Source organism: Hydrogenophaga sp. (assembly GCF_011390835.1).
Lineage (GTDB): Bacteria > Pseudomonadota > Gammaproteobacteria > Burkholderiales > Burkholderiaceae_C > Hydrogenophaga.
Map to the genome: position 1 here is coordinate 21,165 of NZ_JAABRQ010000024.1, position 17,007 is coordinate 38,171.

The 17,007-nt window shown below is 63.8% G+C and carries 17 protein-coding genes; 12 read left to right on the forward strand and 5 right to left on the reverse strand.

The annotated features are described in order from the left end of the window. Window positions 1-12 precede the first annotated feature (12 nt). The 4 genes from GPT34_RS13915 to GPT34_RS13930 form a co-directional block, all read right to left on the reverse strand. The gene (locus tag GPT34_RS13915; RefSeq protein WP_291013658.1) at window positions 13-1,005 is read right to left on the reverse strand and encodes a tripartite tricarboxylate transporter substrate-binding protein; all 993 of its coding nucleotides are present in this window, start codon (window positions 1,003-1,005) and stop codon (window positions 13-15) included. Window positions 1,006-1,051: 46 nt separating this feature from the next. Then, on the reverse strand, window positions 1,052-2,368 hold the full coding sequence (locus tag GPT34_RS13920; protein ID WP_291013579.1) for a TRAP transporter large permease: 1,317 nt from the start codon (window positions 2,366-2,368) through the stop codon (window positions 1,052-1,054). Between the two features lie 102 nt (window positions 2,369-2,470). Continuing rightward, window positions 2,471-2,992, reverse strand: a complete 522-nt coding sequence (locus tag GPT34_RS13925; RefSeq protein ID WP_291013582.1) for a TRAP transporter small permease — start codon at window positions 2,990-2,992, stop codon at window positions 2,471-2,473. A 192-nt stretch (window positions 2,993-3,184) separates the two neighbouring features. Continuing rightward, window positions 3,185-4,213: a TRAP transporter substrate-binding protein gene (locus tag GPT34_RS13930; protein ID WP_291013585.1), complete on the reverse strand. Its 1,029-nt coding sequence runs from the start codon at window positions 4,211-4,213 to the stop codon at window positions 3,185-3,187. Between the two features lie 312 nt (window positions 4,214-4,525). Here GPT34_RS13930 and GPT34_RS13935 point away from each other — a divergent pair, with 312 nt between their 5' ends. The 9 genes from GPT34_RS13935 (at window position 4,526) to GPT34_RS13975 (ending at window position 13,328) form a co-directional block, all read left to right on the forward strand. Next, the gene (locus tag GPT34_RS13935; protein WP_291013587.1) at window positions 4,526-5,314 is read left to right on the forward strand and encodes a crotonase/enoyl-CoA hydratase family protein; all 789 of its coding nucleotides are present in this window, start codon (window positions 4,526-4,528) and stop codon (window positions 5,312-5,314) included. Between the two features lie 87 nt (window positions 5,315-5,401). Then, a complete protein-coding gene (locus GPT34_RS13940; RefSeq protein WP_291013590.1) occupies window positions 5,402-7,273 on the forward strand; it encodes a feruloyl-CoA synthase in 1,872 nt (623 codons plus the stop codon). Between the two features lie 6 nt (window positions 7,274-7,279). Further along, window positions 7,280-8,533: a thiolase family protein gene (locus GPT34_RS13945; protein ID WP_291013592.1), complete on the forward strand. Its 1,254-nt coding sequence runs from the start codon at window positions 7,280-7,282 to the stop codon at window positions 8,531-8,533. Between the two features lie 27 nt (window positions 8,534-8,560). Further along, window positions 8,561-9,325 (forward strand): SDR family NAD(P)-dependent oxidoreductase, encoded by a 765-nt coding sequence (locus GPT34_RS13950; protein WP_291013594.1) that lies wholly within the window; start codon window positions 8,561-8,563, stop codon window positions 9,323-9,325. Between the two features lie 9 nt (window positions 9,326-9,334). Continuing rightward, window positions 9,335-9,754 (forward strand): acyl-CoA thioesterase, encoded by a 420-nt coding sequence (locus tag GPT34_RS13955; RefSeq protein ID WP_291013597.1) that lies wholly within the window; start codon window positions 9,335-9,337, stop codon window positions 9,752-9,754. A 23-nt stretch (window positions 9,755-9,777) separates the two neighbouring features. Continuing rightward, window positions 9,778-10,461 carry a flavin reductase family protein gene (locus tag GPT34_RS13960; RefSeq protein WP_291013599.1) on the forward strand — a complete coding sequence of 228 codons (684 nt, stop codon included), beginning with the start codon at window positions 9,778-9,780 and terminating at the stop codon, window positions 10,459-10,461. Between the two features lie 50 nt (window positions 10,462-10,511). Beyond that, on the forward strand, window positions 10,512-12,224 hold the full coding sequence (locus tag GPT34_RS13965) for an acyl-CoA dehydrogenase family protein (protein WP_291013601.1): 1,713 nt from the start codon (window positions 10,512-10,514) through the stop codon (window positions 12,222-12,224). A 25-nt stretch (window positions 12,225-12,249) separates the two neighbouring features. Further along, window positions 12,250-12,831: a MarR family transcriptional regulator gene (locus tag GPT34_RS13970; protein WP_291013603.1), complete on the forward strand. Its 582-nt coding sequence runs from the start codon at window positions 12,250-12,252 to the stop codon at window positions 12,829-12,831. A 143-nt stretch (window positions 12,832-12,974) separates the two neighbouring features. Continuing rightward, on the forward strand, window positions 12,975-13,328 hold the full coding sequence (locus tag GPT34_RS13975; protein ID WP_291013606.1) for a winged helix-turn-helix transcriptional regulator: 354 nt from the start codon (window positions 12,975-12,977) through the stop codon (window positions 13,326-13,328). 12 nt (window positions 13,329-13,340) lie between these two features. Here GPT34_RS13975 and GPT34_RS13980 read toward each other — a convergent pair whose 3' ends face one another. Continuing rightward, window positions 13,341-14,192 (reverse strand): fumarylacetoacetate hydrolase family protein, encoded by an 852-nt coding sequence (locus GPT34_RS13980; protein ID WP_291013608.1) that lies wholly within the window; start codon window positions 14,190-14,192, stop codon window positions 13,341-13,343. Between GPT34_RS13980 and GPT34_RS13985 the strand changes: the two genes are divergently transcribed. The 3 genes from GPT34_RS13985 to dnaK all read left to right on the forward strand — a co-directional run bounded on the left by GPT34_RS13985 (window position 14,191) and on the right by dnaK (window position 16,977). Continuing rightward, window positions 14,191-14,340 (forward strand): hypothetical protein, encoded by a 150-nt coding sequence (locus GPT34_RS13985; protein ID WP_291013611.1) that lies wholly within the window; start codon window positions 14,191-14,193, stop codon window positions 14,338-14,340. The two genes, GPT34_RS13980 and GPT34_RS13985, sit on opposite strands and share 2 nt — an antisense overlap. Then, entirely contained in the window at window positions 14,337-14,912 is a 576-nt protein-coding gene (gene grpE, locus GPT34_RS13990) for a nucleotide exchange factor GrpE (protein WP_291013614.1), read from the forward strand. The genes GPT34_RS13985 and grpE overlap by 4 nt, the downstream gene beginning before the upstream one ends. Before the next feature lie 112 nt (window positions 14,913-15,024). Continuing rightward, window positions 15,025-16,977 carry a molecular chaperone DnaK gene (dnaK, locus tag GPT34_RS13995; RefSeq protein ID WP_291013617.1) on the forward strand — a complete coding sequence of 651 codons (1,953 nt, stop codon included), beginning with the start codon at window positions 15,025-15,027 and terminating at the stop codon, window positions 16,975-16,977. Window positions 16,978-17,007 lie beyond the last annotated feature (30 nt).

A 17,007-nucleotide genomic window follows, 5' to 3' on the forward strand; every position in this document is an offset into this window, starting at 1 on the left:
CCTCCTCCCGTGTCATTGCTTCGGAATGCCGGCGCGCTCGATCACCCCGCCCCAGCGCCGGATGTCGCTGGCCAGCAGCTCGGCCGCTTGCTCCGGCGTGCTGGCACGCGGGTCGATGTTGAGCTCCAGCAGCTTCTTGCGCAACTCGGGTGTGGCCAGCACGCCCTCGATCGCCTTGTTCAGCCGCATGACCACCTCGCGCGGTGTCCTGCCGGGCACGGCGAGCGCATTCCACGACGAAGCAACCAGACCGGCTATTCCGGCCTCGATCGCGGTGGGCACCTCGGGCAGCACCGCGGAGCGCCGCTCACCTGTGACGGCCAGGGCGCGCAAGGCGGCCGCTCGAATCTGCGGCAGGGCCGGCCCCAGGATCTCGACCCCCACCTCCACCTGCCGGCCGCGCAGCGCTCCGATCAGTGCCGGTGTGCCGTTGAACGGCACCACCTGCGCTTCGATGCCGGCGGCGCTCTTGAACAACTCGGCCGACAGGTGCTGTGTGCTGCCTATGTTGATGCTACCCAGGGTGAGCTGGCGCGGGTTGGCCCGCGCATAGGCCACCATATCGCCCAGCGTCTTGAAGGCCGATTCGCTGCTGGCGATCACCGCGATATCGAAGTAGCCCAGCGTGGAAACCGGAATGAAGTCACGCACCATGTCAAACGGCAAGCGCTTGAACAGCCTGGCCGTGACGGCCGAGCCGTTCGACATGAGAAACAGGGTGTGGCCATCGGGCTCTGCGCGCGCCACCGCCTCGGCTGCCACCACACCACCCGCACCCGGCCGGTTCTCGACCGTCACTGGCTGGCCCAGCGGTTCGGTCAGCGAATGTGCCACCGCCCGCGCGGTGAGATCGCCCACGCCGCCGGGACCAAACGGGACCACGATGCGCAGCGGCTTGGTCGGAAACGCCAGCGCCCAGGCCGAAGGAGACAGACCGGCCACCAAGGCGGCGACCGAGGCCAGCCTCAGCAGCGTACCCCGGCGGGTGGTCGAGTGATGAAACATCATGGGTCGCTCCAGAAGGCGATGGCCGGAGGAAGACCTGCGGTGCTCAGAGGCGCAGGACAAACAGCGTGATCGACGGGAAGGCCAGCAGCACCCCGGTGCGGATGAAATCGCTCGCCACAAACGGCAGGATGGCGCGGTAGGTCTGGGTAATGGGTGTATCTCTCGCCAGCGAGTTGATCACGAACAAATTCATGCCCACCGGCGGTGTGATCAGGCCCACCTCCACCACGATCAGCACCAGGATGCCGAACCAGATCGCAAACTCTTCTGGTGGCAGGCCGAAGTCCAGCGCCGTGACGATGGGGAAAAAAACCGGGATGGTGAGCAGGATCATGGACAGCGAATCCATGAAGCAGCCCAGGATGACGTAGAGAACCAGAATGAACACCAGCACCAGCATCGGGCTCACGCCCCAGCCCCCTACCGCGTTGGCCGCCTCCTGCGGCAGCTGCGAGAGCGCCAGAAAGGTGTTGTAGACCCCTGCACCCAGCACGATCATGAAAATCATGCCGGTGGCCACGGCCGTGCCGAGCACGGCAGCCAACAGTGTCTTGCGATTGAGGCCGCCGCTGAACCAGGCCGACAACCCAGTGCCAAAGGCCCCGATGGCTGCACCCTCGGTGGGCGTGAACAAACCGGTGTAGATGCCGCCGACCACCGCGATAAAGATCACCAGCACCGGCCACACCTTGATGGTGGCGGCGATGCGCTCTTTCATGGGCATGGGGGGCAAGCTGCCCACGTCTTGCGGCCTGAGCCGGGCGTACACCGCAATCACGATCATGTAGCCCAGGGCCGCCAGCAGTCCGGGCACAAACGCAGCCAGGAACAGCTTGGCGATGTTCTGCTCGGTCAGGATGGCATAGATCACCAGCACCACCGAAGGCGGAATCAGAATGCCCAGCGTGCCGCCTGCGGCCAGACAGGCGGTGGAAATGCCACCGGCGTAACCGGCGCGCTTGAGCTCGGGCAGCGCGACCTGGCCCATGGTGGCGGCGGTGGCCAGCGAGGAGCCGCAAATGGCGCCAAAGCCGGCGCAGGCGCCCACCGCCGCCATCGCCACGCCACCCTTGCGGTGGCCAATCCACGCCTCGGCCGCCTTGAACAGCGCCTGCGACAACCCCCCCAGCGCGGCAAACTGCCCCATCAGAAGGAAGAGCGGGATCACCGAGAGCGAATAGCTGGAAAACGTGCTGTACGTCATCTGCTTGAGCTGGCTCAGGATCGGCATGTAGGAGCCGTAAACCATCCACGCGCCACCCAGACCGCACACCAGCATGGACAGGCCGATGGGGATGCGGATGAAGATCATCAGCAGGAGCAGCGGAAATGACCAGAGGGCGAGTTCGACGTTGCTCATGATGGTGTGCGGGACGAGGTTTCGCCCGAGCAAAAAGAGGACCCGCCGCGCCGCGGGAATATCAGGGAACAGAACATGGATCGCCAGGCAATGCCGCAGAGTTCAATGACCGGCATGGGAGTCCAGCGTCCAGCCCTTGGGCTCGGACACCAGCCCGATCTGGGCCAGCGTGCGTGCAGCGTAAGCCAGGCATCCGATCACGGCGCCGACCAGGCAGAATGCATAGGCCCACCACACCGGCATCTGCAGGATGAAGGTGGTTTCCAGGTACTCCTTCTTCTCCAGCATGCCTTCCCACAGCTTCCAGGTCATGATCAGCCAGACCAGCAGCATCAGCACGTCGCTCACGATGTCGACCGCCCGCTGCGCCCAGCGAGGCGTGTGCATGTAGAGCAGGTCCACCGTGGCGTGACCACCGCGCAGGTAGCACCAGGGCATGAAGAAAAACACCGCGATACCGACCCCGATCTCGACCAGCTCAAAGTCACCTGGCACCGGACCCAGGCCGATATCGATCAGCGCACGCCCCGCCACGCTGGCCACCACCAGCAAAACCAGCGCCATCAACACCAGCCCACCGAGCAGTGCAGCCCAGTGGGAGAGGCGGTATATCCAGGCAATCATGTACGGTTCCTTGGCAGACTCATCTGAAGCGTGGATTGTCCACGCCAATGCTTAACTGGCGCAAAGCAGGTCGCCCACATGCCGAGACCACCCTGCGCCAGGCCATTGATCGTGGACACCTCCACTCACCAGCCTGAAGAAGGCCCATTGGCAGGCGGCTGCGCCTCGAGACAGAAGGCAGCGCGCCCACACTCACTTTGCGTACTTGGCGATCGCAGCGCGAGCATCAGCGGCCAGCTTGGCGCCATCGATGCCCTTGGCCTTCACGTCGTTGACCCAGTCGGTCTCGACCGCGGCGGCAGTACGGCGCCACCGCTGCGTTTCGGCCAGATCGAGCACCACGATGTTGTTGCCCGCCTTTTCGGCGATCGCGCGCCCCGTCTTGTCGCCCTCATCCATGGCGCGCCCGAACAGAGCCGCCGTCTCCAGGCCAGAGTTGTTGTCAATCACCTTCTTCAGGTCGGCTGGCAGCTTGTTGTAGGCCGCCTTGTTCATCGAGAGGGCAAAGGTGGTCACGTACAAGCCATTGTTGCCAGCAAAGCTAGTGTGGTTCTTGACCAGTTCCGCGATTTTGAGCGCCGGGGTGACTTCCCAGGGCACGGTGGTGCCGTCCAGCACGCCCTTGGACAACGCTTCGGTCACAGCCGGAACCGGCATACCGACCGGCGTGGCACCGAGCTTGACCAGCATGTTGTTGACAATGCGCGTGCCGCCGCGGATCTTCATGCCACGCAGGCTCTCCAGCCCGGTCACCGGCGCCTTGGTGTGAATCATCCCGGGGCCATGAGTGTGCACCGTGAGGAGATGAACATCCTTGAATTCGTCTTGCGCATTCGCCTGCACGTAGTCCCACAGCGCCTTGGACGAAGATTCAGAGGACATTCCCGTGATGAACGGCAACTCAAACACCTCGGTCTTGTTGAAGCGACCTGGCGTGTAGCCCAGTACCGTCCAGGTGATGTCGGCGATGCCGTCGCGCGCCTGGTCGAACAGCTGTGGTGGTGTGCCACCCAGCTGCATTGAGCTGTAGAGCTCGATCTTGATGCGGCCGTTGGACTCGGTCTCGATCTTCTTGGCCCAGGGGGCAATAGCCTTGGCGGGAATGGTGGCCTGCGGCGGCAGAAACTGGTGCAGCCGCAACGTGACCTCTTGCGCCAGCGCCGCGCCGCTGGCCAGCAGCGACAGGGTCAGGCAGAACGCCGTTTTTTTCAATGAAAGCATGGTTTGTCTCCAAAAATAAGGAAGCGATAGTGCGGCAGTCTTGCAGGCAGCGTCGTTTTCGAGTTTGCCTGCAGGACTGTGTTTCTTGGCCAGAACATGGGCAAGTGCAATTGGCTTCCAGGTGATATGCCAAAAGGGAACATCGCACGCCAGGGATTCTCTTCGAACTCATAGCGTCACCCTGCAAGCTCGCTCAAGTTCCACCTCTCTGTCGGTTTCACTTTTCGGAAGGCCAAAACCTGGAACCGCTTGCATTGGTTATTGTTTATAACCATAATTCAAACCCACTGCAAGCTCCAAAACCCCCACCAGATGACCCAAGACCACAAACACCTGCACCTTCAGATCCGAGGTGATCACAGCGAGATCGCTGTGATCACGCTGACCCGGCCTACCAAGCGAAATGCGCTCAACGATGCACTCGTGATGGCCCTGCGCGACACGTTTCAGAACCTGCCGGACACCGTCCGCGCAGCAGTGGTTCACGGGGAGGGCGATCACTTCTGTGCTGGGCTCGACCTGTCCGAACTGAGCGAGCGGGATGCAGGACAAGGCGTGATGCATTCGCGCATGTGGCACACGGCGCTGGATGCGCTGGAGAAAGGCCGTGTGCCGGTGGTGGCTGCGCTGCATGGTGCGGTGGTGGGCGGCGGCCTGGAGCTTGCCAGCGCCTGCCACATCCGGGTGGCAGACGAAACGACCTTCTTCGCCTTGCCCGAGGGCACCCGCGGCATCTTCGTGGGCGGTGGCGGTTCAGTGCGCGTGCCCAAGCTGATCGGCGCCGCGCGCATGGCCGACATGATGTTCACCGGCCGTGTCTACAAGGCGGCCGAAGCCGAGCGCGTCGGTCTGACCCAATACCTCGTGCCCGCCGGCAGCGCCTTTGACAAAGCCTTCGAACTCGCCACGCGCATCGCCAGCAACGCACCCCTGACCAACTACGCGCTGATACATGCCTTGCCGCGCATCGCCGAGCAACCGGCCGACCATGGCCTGTTCACCGAGTCACTCGTTGCAGCCATTGCGCAATCTGCGCCTGAAGCCAAGGCGCGGGTGCGCGCCTTTCTTGACGGCAAGGCAGCCAAAGTCAGCAAAGACTGACCCTGCCCTTTTCGCAATCCGGCAGAAGACCGGATACCGACCAGCCCCCCCGATACCGGAGAGAGAGAGAGAGAGAGAGAGAGAGACATGAACGCAGCCACCCCCTCTGCCAACTACCGCAAACTGCGCTTTGGCGTCACGCGCGCTGTATTGCGCGACGGCCCGCCTGGCGTGCACTACCTCAGCGCCGATCAGGAATTGCTGCCCTACCCCGATCGCATCACCGACCGACTGGTGCACTGGGCGCGCGAGCGCCCCGATCAAACGCTGTTTGCTCAGCGCGTCAAACTGGCCGACGGAAGCAAGGGCGACTGGCGGCACATCAGCTTTTCGCAGGCCCTTGACGCGGGGCGCCGCATCGCGCAAGGCTTGCTGAACCGAGGCCTCAGTGCCGACCGACCGGTGCTGATCCTGAGCGAGAACGACCTGGAACATGCGCTGCTGGCGCTGGGCTGCCTGATCGCAGGCATCGCCTACTGCCCCACGTCACCCGCCTATTCGCTGATCAGCCAGGACTTCGACAAACTCAGGCATGTCGTCAAGACGCTGACACCGGGCCTGGTCTTCGCCAGCGATGGGCAACGCTACGGCCGCGCCATGCTGGCCACGGTGGAAGACAGCGTGGAACTGGTCACCACCAGCGGCAGCGTGCCCGGCCGATCCACCACCCCGTTTGCCGATCTGATGTCCACCGAGGTCACGCCGGCGGTCGATGCAGCCATGGCAGCCAATGGGCCAGATACGATTGCCAAGTTTCTCTTCACCTCGGGTTCGACCAAGATGCCCAAGGCTGTCATCAACACCCAACGCATGTGGTGCGCCAACCAGCAGCAAATGACGCAGTCCATGCCCATCCTGACCGAAAGCCCACTGGTGCTGGTGGACTGGCTGCCGTGGAACCACACATTTGGGGGCAACCACAATTTCGGCATGGTGCTCTTCAATGGCGGCACGATGTACATCGACGAAGGCAAGCCCACGCCGGCCCTGATGGCCGAGACACTGCGCAACCTGCGCGAGATCGCGCCCACCGTCTACTTCAACGTGCCCACAGGCTTTGATGCGATTGCACAGGCGATGGAGACCGACGACACGTTGCGCAAGACGCTGTTGTCACGGCTTCAGATGTTTTTCTACGCGGGCGCCGCCCTGGCGCAGCCAGTCTGGGACAGCCTGTTTCGCAGCGCTGAGCGCGAAATCGGCGAACGCATTGTGATGACAGCGGGCATGGGCATGACCGAATCAAGCCCGTTTGGGCTGTTCGTGGCCAGCCCGAATGTGAAGGCTGGCGACTTGGGCTTGCCCACCCCTGGCCTGACACTCAAGCTCGTGGACACCGAAGGCAAAACCGAGTTGCGGTACAAAGGCCCCAACATCACGGTCGGCTACTGGCGCTCGCCTGCGGACACCGCCGATGCCTATGACGAGGAAGGCTTCTTCAAAACCGGCGACGCGGTGAAATGGATCGACGAGACCGACATCCACCAGGGCCTGGCCTTTGATGGCCGCATGGCCGAGGACTTCAAACTCGCGACCGGCACGTTTGTCAACGTCGGACCGCTGCGCGCCAGGATCATCGCAGCCGGAGCGCCCTACATCCAGGACGTGGTGATCACGGGCCTCAACTCGAAGGAAGTAGGGGCTATGGTGTTCCCCACACCAGCGGTACGGGCCTTGAGCGGACTGCACGCGGAGGTCTCGCTGCACGAGGTACTGGACCACCCCGCCGTGCTCGCCCAATTCCAGTCCGTGGTGAACAAACTGGCCAAGACAGCCACCGGCAGCGCCAACCGCGTCGCGCGCATGTGCCTGCTGGCTGACCCACCCACCATCGACCGCGGTGAGGTCACCGACAAAGGCTCCATCAACCAGCGCGCCGTGCTCACCCACCGCGCCGAAACGGTTGCGAAGCTTCATGCGGACGAACTGTATTTCATATTGAAACCTACAGAGGGCTGACACAGCATGACCACACGCGGATTCTTCAATTCCTTTGATGACGTCTTCATCCTGGACGGTGTGCGCACGCCCATGGTCGACTACTGCGGCGAGCTCGGCCACATCTCGCCCACCGACCTCGGGATCAAAGTCGCGCGCTCGGCGCTGGAACGCGCGGGCGTGCCGGCCGATCACATCGGCTCGGTCGTGGCCGGCAACATGGCGCCGGGCGACTTCGACCAGTTCTTCCTGCCGCGCCACATCGGCCTGTACGCCGGCGTACCGGTTGAAGTGCCTGCCATCATGGTGCAACGCATCTGCGGCACCGGGTTTGAGCTGTTCCGCCAGGCGGGTGAACACATCCAGGGCGGCACATGTGAGGCGGCGCTCGTGGTCGGCACAGAAAACATGACGCGCAACCCGATCGCCGCATTCGATCACCGCACCGGGTTCAAGCTCGGCGCGCCGGTCGGCTTCAAGGACTTCATGTGGGAAGCGCTGAAGGACCCGGCGGTTGGCATCAACATGATCCAGACCGCCGAGAACCTGGCGAGGCAATACGGCATCAGCCGAGACGATGTCGACGCCTTTGCGTCTTCATCGTTCGCCAAAGCGGTGGCAGCACAGGCAAGCGGCTTCTTCGCCGGCGAGATCGTGCCCGTGATCACTGAGAAATTTGAGGTCGAGGGCTACCAGCCCCGCGGCATCAGGCTGCAAGGCAAGCTCACCGAGGTGGCCAGCGACACCCACCCGCGCGTGTCGCCCAAGGAGGTGCTCGCCAAGCTGCGCTCGGTGTTCGAAGGCGGCGTTCAGACCGGGGGCAACAGCTCTGCGCTGGTGGATGCCGCGGCGGCTTGTGTGGTGAGCTCGGGCGCCTATGCCAAAGCACAGGGCAAGCAGCCGCTGGCTCGGGTCGTGGCCGCCGCCGCCGTGGGCGTGCCGCCCCACATCATGGGCATTGGACCGGCGCCGGCCATTCGCCTGCTGCTTGAGCTCGCAGGCTTGAAGCTCGGCGACATTGCCCGCTTCGAGATCAACGAGGCGCAAGGCGCGCAGACGCTGGCCGTGGGCCGCGAGCTCGGGCTCGACCTCGACAAGCTCAACGTCAACGGCGGCGCAATCGCACTCGGCCATCCGCTCGCCGCGACTGGCGTTCGCCTCACGCTCACGCTGGCGCGCGAGCTGAAGCGATCGGGCCAACGCTTCGGCATCTCCAGTGCCTGCGTCGGTGGCGGACAAGGCATCGCGTTGCTGATCGAAAACCCAGAAGCCGCCTCCTGACCCCAGACACCACACGAAAGACCCACCATGAAGATCCAAGGACATTCGGCTCTCGTAACCGGCGGAGGCTCTGGCCTCGGTGAAGCCACAGCCCGCGAACTCGCCCGCCTCGGCGCCAAGGTCGCCGTGCTCGACCTCCATCTTGAGAACGCACAACGCGTTGCTGACGAGATCGGCGGCATTGCATGCGCTTGCGACATCACCAACAGCGAGAGTCTGCAGGCTGCCATGGACGCCGCCGCTGCTGCGCACGGCCCTGCCCGCATCCTCATGCACATCGCTGGGATCGGCAGCGCCAAGCGCGTGGTCGGCAAAGACGGCCATGCCGCACCGCTGGAAGACTTTGCCCGCGTGATCAACGTCAATCTGATCGGCACCTACAACGCAGCACGCCTGTTCGCCGCCGCCTGCGCCAAGCTGGACCCCATGGAAGATGGCGAGCGCGGCGTGATGGTGTTCACCGCCAGCGTGGCAGCATTTGATGGCCAGGTGGGTCAACAAGCCTACAGCGCATCCAAGGCCGGCGTCGCAGGCATGACCCTCCCCATGGCCCGCGACCTGGCACAACATGGCATTCGCGTCTGCACCATCGCACCCGGCCTGTTCGCCACGCCGCTCATGCGCCAGCTGCCGGAGCCGGTGCAAGCCTCGCTAGCCGCCAGCATTCCGTTTCCACCGCGCCTGGGCAAGCCCGAAGAGTTTGCCCAGCTGGCCGTGCACATCGTCAGCAACGGTCACCTCAATGGCGAGGTGATCCGTCTCGATGGTGCGCTGCGCATGGCCCCGCGCTGAAAGACACACGTGACCAAAACCGTTGTCTACGAAGTGGATGTGATGTTCGGCGATTGCGATCCCGCCGGCATTGTCTTCTTTCCCAATTTCAGCAAGTGGATGGACGCGTCCTCATTGAATTTCTTCGTGAAATGCGGTGTGCCGCCCTGGCGCGAGCTGGTCAAGACCACCGGCATCATCGGCACGCCGCTGCTGGAGATCAACACCCGATTCATAAAGCCCGCCACCTACGGCGAGCGGCTGCAGATCCACACCAGCGTGATCGAATGGCGCGACAAAGTGTTCATCCACCAGCATCGGGTGATGCGGGGCGACACCCTGTTGTGCGAAGGCACCGAAACGCGCGCCTTCTGCATGCGCCTTCCGGACGAGCCCGACCGCATCAAGGCCATTCCGGTGCCGAAGGACATCCAGGCCCTTTGCACCTGAGCGCGCCCCTGAGAGGAGCCCCTATGTACTACGAACCTGGCAAGACACCACACGGTCTGCCGCACGATCCATTCAAGTCCTGCGTGATTCCACGCCCCATCGGCTGGATCTCCACGGTGGATGCCCAGGGGCAGCACAACCTCGCACCGTACAGCCAGTTCCAGAACGTGACCTTCGATCCACCCATCGTCATGTTCAGCGCCAACCAGACCACCCAGGGCGAGCGCAAGGACTCGGTGCGCAACGCTGAGCAGATGGGCCAGTTTGTCTGGAACATGGCCACCTACGCGTTGCGCGAAGCGGTCAACATCACTGCCGAAGAGCTGCCCCCTGGGGTCGACGAGTTCGAGCGCGCCGGGTTGGGCAAGCTGCCCAGCCGGCTCGTGAAGCCGATGCGCGTCAAGGGTTCGCCGATTCAGTTCGAATGCGAATATCTCAACACCCTGCGCTTCCCAGGCACCCCCCCGATGGGCACGGTCGATGTGGTGTTCGGCCGGGTAGTGGCCATTCACATCGACGATGAGGTGATCAACGCACAGGGCCTGGTGGACGTGCTCAAAATCCAGCCGTTGGCCCGCATGGGCTATTACGACTACACCTATGTCGACAACCAGTTTCAGATGGTGATCCCCGGCAACAGCAAAGCCTTGCTGGCCGGCCTCGAAGGGTCGCCTGACAAGGCCGCACAAGAAACGCCAGGGCGGTGAGCCATGGAACGCCCCATTTTTTTCGACCGCCTCCCCCACCTCGAACACACATGAACCACTTCCGGCCGCCCACCGAGGACATGCAGTTCATCCTTCACCAGGTGCTGTGTGCACCCGAGCAATGGCGGGCCTTGCCGGTCCACAGCGAGGTCGATGCCGACCTGATGCGCCAGGTGCTTGAAGAAGCCGGCAAGTTCGTGGGCGAAGTCATCGCCCCGCTGAATCGCGAGGGGGACGAGATTGGCGCTCAGTTCAAGGCTGGCGTGGTCACCACGCCGCCAGGCTTTCGCGACGCTTATCAGGCCTTCTGGCAGGCGGGCTGGCCAGCCCTTTCGGCTGCGCAAGACGACGGCGGCCAGGGCCTGCCCACTGTGCTCGAGGCCATGCTGTATGAAATGCTGAGCGCCGCCAACCATGGCTGGACCATGGCGCCTGGCTTGCTGCACGGCGCCTACGAGTGCATCAAGCACCACGCCTCGGACGAGCTCAAGGCGCGTTTCTTGAACAAGGTCGCCAGCGGCGAGTGGCTGGCGACCATGTGCCTGACCGAACCCCAGGCCGGGTCCGACCTGGGACTGACCCGAACCAAGGCCCTTCCACTGCCAGACGGACGCTACGCACTGTCGGGCACCAAGATCTTCATCTCGGGGGGCGAGCACGACCTGAGCGACAACATCGTGCACCTTGTTCTCGCCCGCCTGCCCGACAGTCCACCCGGACCCAAAGGCCTGTCGCTGTTCCTGGTGCCCAAGTTCTACGAGGACGGCAGTCGCAGCGCCGTGACGTGCGAGCGCATCGAGGAAAAAATGGGGCTTCACGGCAGCCCCACCTGCGTGATGCGCTTTGACGAAGCCGCCGCGTGGATCGTTGGTGATCCAGGCAAGGGGCTCAATGCCATGTTCGTGATGATGAACGCCGCGCGCCTGCACGTGTCCTTGCAAGGCATCGGCCTGCTGGAAGCCGCGTGGCAGAAGGCTCATGCCTATGCGCAGGAGCGGCGTCAAATGCGCGCGCCGGGCAGTTCCACCCGAGCGGGCGAGGCCGATCTGATTGCACTCCACCCGGCCATGCAACGCATCCTCGGCTCCCAGCGCGCCTGGGTGGACGCCGGTCGTGTGTTGGCCTACCGCACCGCGCTGGAGCTCGACGCGGTCAAGCACCACCCGGACGCGTCGCGTCGCGAAGCGGCCAGCCAATGGTGTGGCTTGGTCACGCCTGTGCTGAAAGCGGCATGGACCGACCAGGCATTCAGCGGCGCCAGCGCCTGCCTGCAGGTGTTTGGCGGCCACGGGTATGTTCGGGAATGGGGTATCGAGCAGCATGTGCGCGACGCACGCGTGGCCATGATTTACGAAGGCACCAACGAAATACAGGCGATCGACCTGCTGCTTCGCAAGGTACTGCCCGATGGCGCTCGTGCCCTTACCGCCCTGCTGGGCGAATTGCGCGCTAGTCTCTCCGACTGCTCGGACGACCCGCGCGCGATGAAGGCCATTCAGGAGTTCGAGCGCTTCGTGCGCGATGAGCTGCTGCCAGGCACCCAGGCACCCGGCGCCCCGGCCGATCGCGCGCACTGGCTGGCAGACGATTTTCTCCGCGCCATGGCTATGCTGCTGATGGCCTGGGCATGGGCACGCATCGGCTCCGAACCGGCCGCCAAGAGCGCCCGCTGGACGGTGGCGGAGCAGGCCTTCTGGCGCTGGGTCTGGCCCGAATTCGGGCTGCGCCTGGGCTTGATGCGGGCCACGCTGGCGCAGGACTGAAGCGGAGGCCGGACGGCTTGACGCTATGCTCGACCCCATGCCCGCTCCAACCGATCGCAGCAGCAAGGCTTGCCCTCGACCATCTCGCAAGGCGCGGGCCCTTGAAACAGTGACAGCTGCGGCAGACTCCGCGGCGGACAACGCTGACGGGCTGGACACCAGCTATCTGGAATCCCTGCTCGGCTATAACGCCCGCCGCACGGCGCTGGCGGTGATTGGCGTTTTTCTGCGCCGCATGGCGCCATTTGAGCTGCGCCCGGTGGACTTCTCGGTGCTGACCCTGATTGCGCACAACCCCGGCGCCACCTCCCGGCAAATTTGCGCCGCGCTCGATATACAACCACCCAACCTGGTCGGGCTGATCCGGCAGATGGAGGCGCGAGGCCTCGTGCAACGCAAACCCCATCCCACCGACCGGCGCGCTCAGGGGCTGCACCTTTCTGCGGCGGGCAAGCGGCTGCAACGCGAAGCCCAGGCCGAGGCCACAGCCCTGGAGCAGGATGCATCGTCGGCGCTCTGCGCCGAGGAACTGAAGACCCTGAAGGGACTGCTGAGGAAGGTCTACCTTCGCACACCGGCCCAGGATACCGGCACCGACCCCGGGTAAATCCGGAGCAACGGGCTTCCAGGCCAGGGGCATGATGAATTCGAGCTAGCAAAGTGCTAGCGGTGCCCGGATACTCCCTCAGCGTTTCGCTGCCCAGGGTGGCGCTGGACACACCCTCAAGGGCTGTTCAAGGAGTCAAGAACATGGGTGCCAAAGACAACGCCGCCGTGATTCAACTGTTCGACCTGCTGGAGTCGCGTTACGCGATGCGCGTGATCTGGGCCCTATCGGACGGTCACCCGCAGACGTTCCGCCTGCTGCAGGACAGCGTGGGCGGCGTCACCCCGAACACGCTCAACACCCGCCTGAAGCAGCTGCGCGCGGCCAGGCTGGTCGAGCACGGCGGTGACGGCTACCGGCTGACCCACCAGGGTGCAGACCTGGCGCGCCGCATGACCGACGTGCAGCTGTTTGCAGGGCGCTGGGCTCAGCAGCAGGCTCGCACCGCGGCTGTCAGCGGCAACGGCGCGGCTGCAGCGCACCCCGCCTCACCCTGAGGCGCTGGCGCGCTAGCGCACAGGACTCTCCACCACCACCTGGCGCTGCTCACCCAGACCGCTGCCGCCCAGGGTGACCACGTCCCCCGCCTTCAGGTAGCTCGGCTGCTTCATGCCCATGCCCACACCGGGCGGCGTGCCGGTGGCAATCACGTCGCCGGGCTCCAGCGCCATGAAACGGCTCAGATAGCTCACGATGTAGGCCGCACAAAAGATCATGGTGCGGGTGTTGCCACGTTGCCTGGGCGCGCCGTTCACGTCCAGCCACAGATCCACTGCCTGCGGATCACCCAGCTCGTCAGGCGTGACCAGCCAGGGACCGAGCGGGCAATGGGTGGGGTAGCTCTTACCCTTGACCCACTGGCCTTCGTATTCCATCTGATAGGCGCGCTCGGACACGTCGTTGACCAGGCAGAACCCCGCCACATGGGCCAGCGCCTCGCCCTCGCTCACATGAAACGTGCGCTGGCCAATCACGATGCCCAGCTCCACCTCCCAGTCCAGCTTCAGCGCTCCGGGCGGCAACCAGATGTCGTCGTTCGGGCCGCTGATCGAGCCGCGGTGCTTGTTGAATACGATGGGCTGGCCGGGCGGCTTCAGGCCCGCTTCGGCGGCATGGTCGGCGTAGTTCAAACCGATGCCGATCACGTTGCCCACCCCGCCCACACAGGCACCCAGGCGCGCCCCATCCTGCACCCGCGGCAGGGCGGTCGGGTCGAGCGCCATCAGTCGCGCCATAGAATCAGGCTCCAGCGTGGCCAGTCCGATGTCAGCCACCAGCCCTGTCAGATCGCGCAGCCCGCCGTCTGCGTCGACCAGACCGGGTTTTTCCGCGCCGAATGGTCCGTGGCGGAACAGTTTCATGGGTGATTCCTGTGCAAAAGAGCACATTCTGACCCCGCTGGCTGCCTTTGCGCCGGTCGATCCCTTGAAAACCTGGCCGGCGAACCCAAATGAATCACAAATAGCCTTTGATGGCATTGCTTTTTCGATCAGGACAACGACCCCATGAGCCAGACCCCCCCCAAGCATCCCTCAGCCTTCGAGCCCGAATCCGCTGAAGAAAAATCGTTTTCGCTGGAAGAAAATCTGGCCGGTGCGGCGTCTGCCGAAGTGGATGCGCTCGCCGCCCTGACCAACGAGGCCAGCGCACTCAAGGTGCAAAACGCTGACTTGGCCGAGCAGTTCCTGCGCGCCAAGGCCGAGGCCGAAAACACCCGCCGCCGTGCTGAAGAAGAGATCAGCAAGGCGCGCAAGTTTGCAGTGGAGAGCTTTGCGGAAAGCCTTTTGGCCGTGGCCGATAGTCTGGAAGCCGGTCTGGCCGTTCAGGAGGCCACCCGCGAACAGTTGCGCGAAGGCTCGGAAGCCACGCTCAAGCAGCTGAGAAGCGCGCTGGAACGCCACAAGGTGATCCAGATTGACCCGCCTGCAGGCACCAAATTCGACCCGCATCAGCACCAGGCCATCAGCATGGTGCCTGCCGAGCAGGAGCCCAACACCGTGGTGACGGTGCTGCAAAAGGGCTATCTGATCGCCGAGCGCGTGCTGCGCCCGGCCCTGGTGACGGTAGCAGCGCCGAAATAGGCATTTTTCTGGCGCCAGCCCCTTGAAATCTTACTGAGTTATCCACACCTCCTCCACATCGGGCCCACAGCCCATCCCCACACTTTTCAACTTTTCGAACCGGAGCATAAAAATGGGAAAAATCATCGGCATCGACCTGGGCACCACCAACTCGTGCGTGTCCATCATGGAGGGCAACACCACCAAGGTGATCGAGAACAGCGAAGGTGCGCGCACCACGCCGTCCATCGTCGCCTACCAGGAAGACGGTGAGGTGCTGGTCGGCGCGTCTGCCAAGCGCCAGGCCGTGACCAACCCCAAGAACACGCTCTACGCGATCAAGCGCCTGATCGGTCGCAAGTTCACCGAGAAAGAAGTCCAGAAAGACATCGATCTCATGCCCTACGCCATCGTGGCGGCCGACAACGGTGACGCCTGGGTGGAAGTGCGCGGTAACAAGATTTCGGCCCAGCAGGTCAGCGCCGATATCCTGCGCAAGATGAAGAAGACTGCCGAGGACTACCTGGGCGAGCCGGTGACCGAAGCCGTGATCACGGTGCCGGCCTACTTCAACGACGCCCAGCGCCAAGCCACCAAAGACGCTGGCCGCATTGCCGGCCTGGATGTGAAGCGGATCATCAACGAGCCCACCGCCGCGGCCCTGGCCTTTGGCCTGGACAAGCAGGACAAGGGCGACCGCAAGATCGCGGTGTACGACCTGGGTGGCGGCACGTTTGACGTGTCCATCATCGAGATCGCCGATGTCGATGGTGAGAAGCAGTTTGAGGTGCTCTCCACCAACGGTGACACCTTCCTGGGCGGTGAAGACTTCGACCAGCGCATCATTGACTTCATCGTCACCGAGTTCAAGAAAGAGCAAGGCGTCGACCTGACGAAAGACGTGCTGGCCCTGCAGCGTCTGAAAGAAGCAGCCGAGAAAGCCAAGATCGAGCTGTCCTCTTCCGCCGCGACCGACATCAACCTGCCTTACATCACGGCCGACGCCTCGGGTCCCAAGCACCTGAACATCAAGCTCTCCCGCGCCAAGCTGGAATCTTTGGTGGAAGAGCTGATCGAGCGCACCATCGCGCCTTGCCGCACCGCCATCAAAGACGCGGGTGTGAGCGTAGGCGACATCAACGACGTGATCTTGGTCGGCGGCATGACCCGCATGCCCAAGGTGCAGGAAAAGGTCAAGGCCTTCTTCGGCAAGGAGCCGCGCAAGGACGTGAACCCGGACGAGGCCGTGGCCGTGGGCGCCGCCATCCAGGGCCAGGTGCTCTCGGGTGACCGCAAAGACGTGCTGCTGCTCGACGTGACCCCGCTGAGCCTCGGTATCGAGACCATGGGCGGCGTCATGACCAAGATGATCCAGAAGAATACGACCATCCCGACCAAGTTCGCACAGACCTTCTCGACCGCTGAAGACAACCAGCCGGCCGTGACCATCAAGGTGTTCCAGGGCGAGCGCGAGATTGCCTCGGGCAACAAGCTGCTGGGCGAGTTCAACCTGGAAGGTATCCCCAACTCGCCTCGCGGCATGCCGCAGATCGAGGTGTCGTTTGACATCGACGCCAACGGTATCCTGCACGTGGGCGCCAAGGACAAGGGCACCGGCAAGGAAAACAAGATCACCATCAAAGCCAACTCCGGTCTGTCGGAAGACGAGATCCAGCAGATGGTGAAAGACGCCGAGCTCAACGCCGCCGACGACAAGAAAAAAGTCGAGCTGGTTCAGGCGCGCAACCAGGGCGAGGCCATGGTGCACAGCGTGAAGAAGAGCCTGGGCGAGCACGGCGACAAGCTCGACGGCGGCGAGAAGGAAGCGATCGAGGCCGCGATCAAGGACGTGGAAGATGCGCTCACCGGCGAAGACAAAGCCGCGATCGAGAGCAAGACCGAAGCGCTCATGACCGCCAGTCAGAAGCTGGGCGAGAAGGTCTACGCAGCCTCGCAGGCCGAAGCCGCTGCCGCTGCTGGGGGCGCCTCGACCGAGGGCGGCCAAGCCGACTCCGGCGCCGACAACAAGGCCGCTGCGGACGACGACATCGTCGACGCCGAAGTGAAAGAAGTGAAGAAGGGTTGAGCGTCCCGCGCCCGATTCACCTCCACCGCC

What these genes read in the sequence shown, in the direction of transcription:
- GPT34_RS13985 (WP_291013611.1), top strand. Translation starts at nt 14,191, where the DNA reads ATGGGTGATTCCTGTGCAAAAGAGCACATTCTGACCCCGCTGGCTGCC.
- GPT34_RS13965 (WP_291013601.1), top strand. Translation starts at nt 10,512, where the DNA reads ATGAACCACTTCCGGCCGCCCACCGAGGACATGCAGTTCATCCTTCAC.
- GPT34_RS13930 (WP_291013585.1), bottom strand. Translation starts at nt 4,213, where the DNA reads ATGCTTTCATTGAAAAAAACGGCGTTCTGCCTGACCCTGTCGCTGCTG.
- GPT34_RS13950 (WP_291013594.1), top strand. Translation starts at nt 8,561, where the DNA reads ATGAAGATCCAAGGACATTCGGCTCTCGTAACCGGCGGAGGCTCTGGC.
- GPT34_RS13920 (WP_291013579.1), bottom strand. Translation starts at nt 2,368, where the DNA reads ATGAGCAACGTCGAACTCGCCCTCTGGTCATTTCCGCTGCTCCTGCTG.
- GPT34_RS13925 (WP_291013582.1), bottom strand. Translation starts at nt 2,992, where the DNA reads ATGATTGCCTGGATATACCGCCTCTCCCACTGGGCTGCACTGCTCGGT.
- GPT34_RS13945 (WP_291013592.1), top strand. Translation starts at nt 7,280, where the DNA reads ATGACCACACGCGGATTCTTCAATTCCTTTGATGACGTCTTCATCCTG.
- GPT34_RS13975 (WP_291013606.1), top strand. Translation starts at nt 12,975, where the DNA reads ATGGGTGCCAAAGACAACGCCGCCGTGATTCAACTGTTCGACCTGCTG.
- grpE (WP_291013614.1), top strand. Translation starts at nt 14,337, where the DNA reads ATGAGCCAGACCCCCCCCAAGCATCCCTCAGCCTTCGAGCCCGAATCC.
- GPT34_RS13970 (WP_291013603.1), top strand. Translation starts at nt 12,250, where the DNA reads ATGCTCGACCCCATGCCCGCTCCAACCGATCGCAGCAGCAAGGCTTGC.
- GPT34_RS13980 (WP_291013608.1), bottom strand. Translation starts at nt 14,192, where the DNA reads ATGAAACTGTTCCGCCACGGACCATTCGGCGCGGAAAAACCCGGTCTG.
- GPT34_RS13935 (WP_291013587.1), top strand. Translation starts at nt 4,526, where the DNA reads ATGACCCAAGACCACAAACACCTGCACCTTCAGATCCGAGGTGATCAC.
- GPT34_RS13915 (WP_291013658.1), bottom strand. Translation starts at nt 1,005, where the DNA reads ATGTTTCATCACTCGACCACCCGCCGGGGTACGCTGCTGAGGCTGGCC.
- dnaK (WP_291013617.1), top strand. Translation starts at nt 15,025, where the DNA reads ATGGGAAAAATCATCGGCATCGACCTGGGCACCACCAACTCGTGCGTG.
- GPT34_RS13940 (WP_291013590.1), top strand. Translation starts at nt 5,402, where the DNA reads ATGAACGCAGCCACCCCCTCTGCCAACTACCGCAAACTGCGCTTTGGC.
- GPT34_RS13960 (WP_291013599.1), top strand. Translation starts at nt 9,778, where the DNA reads ATGTACTACGAACCTGGCAAGACACCACACGGTCTGCCGCACGATCCA.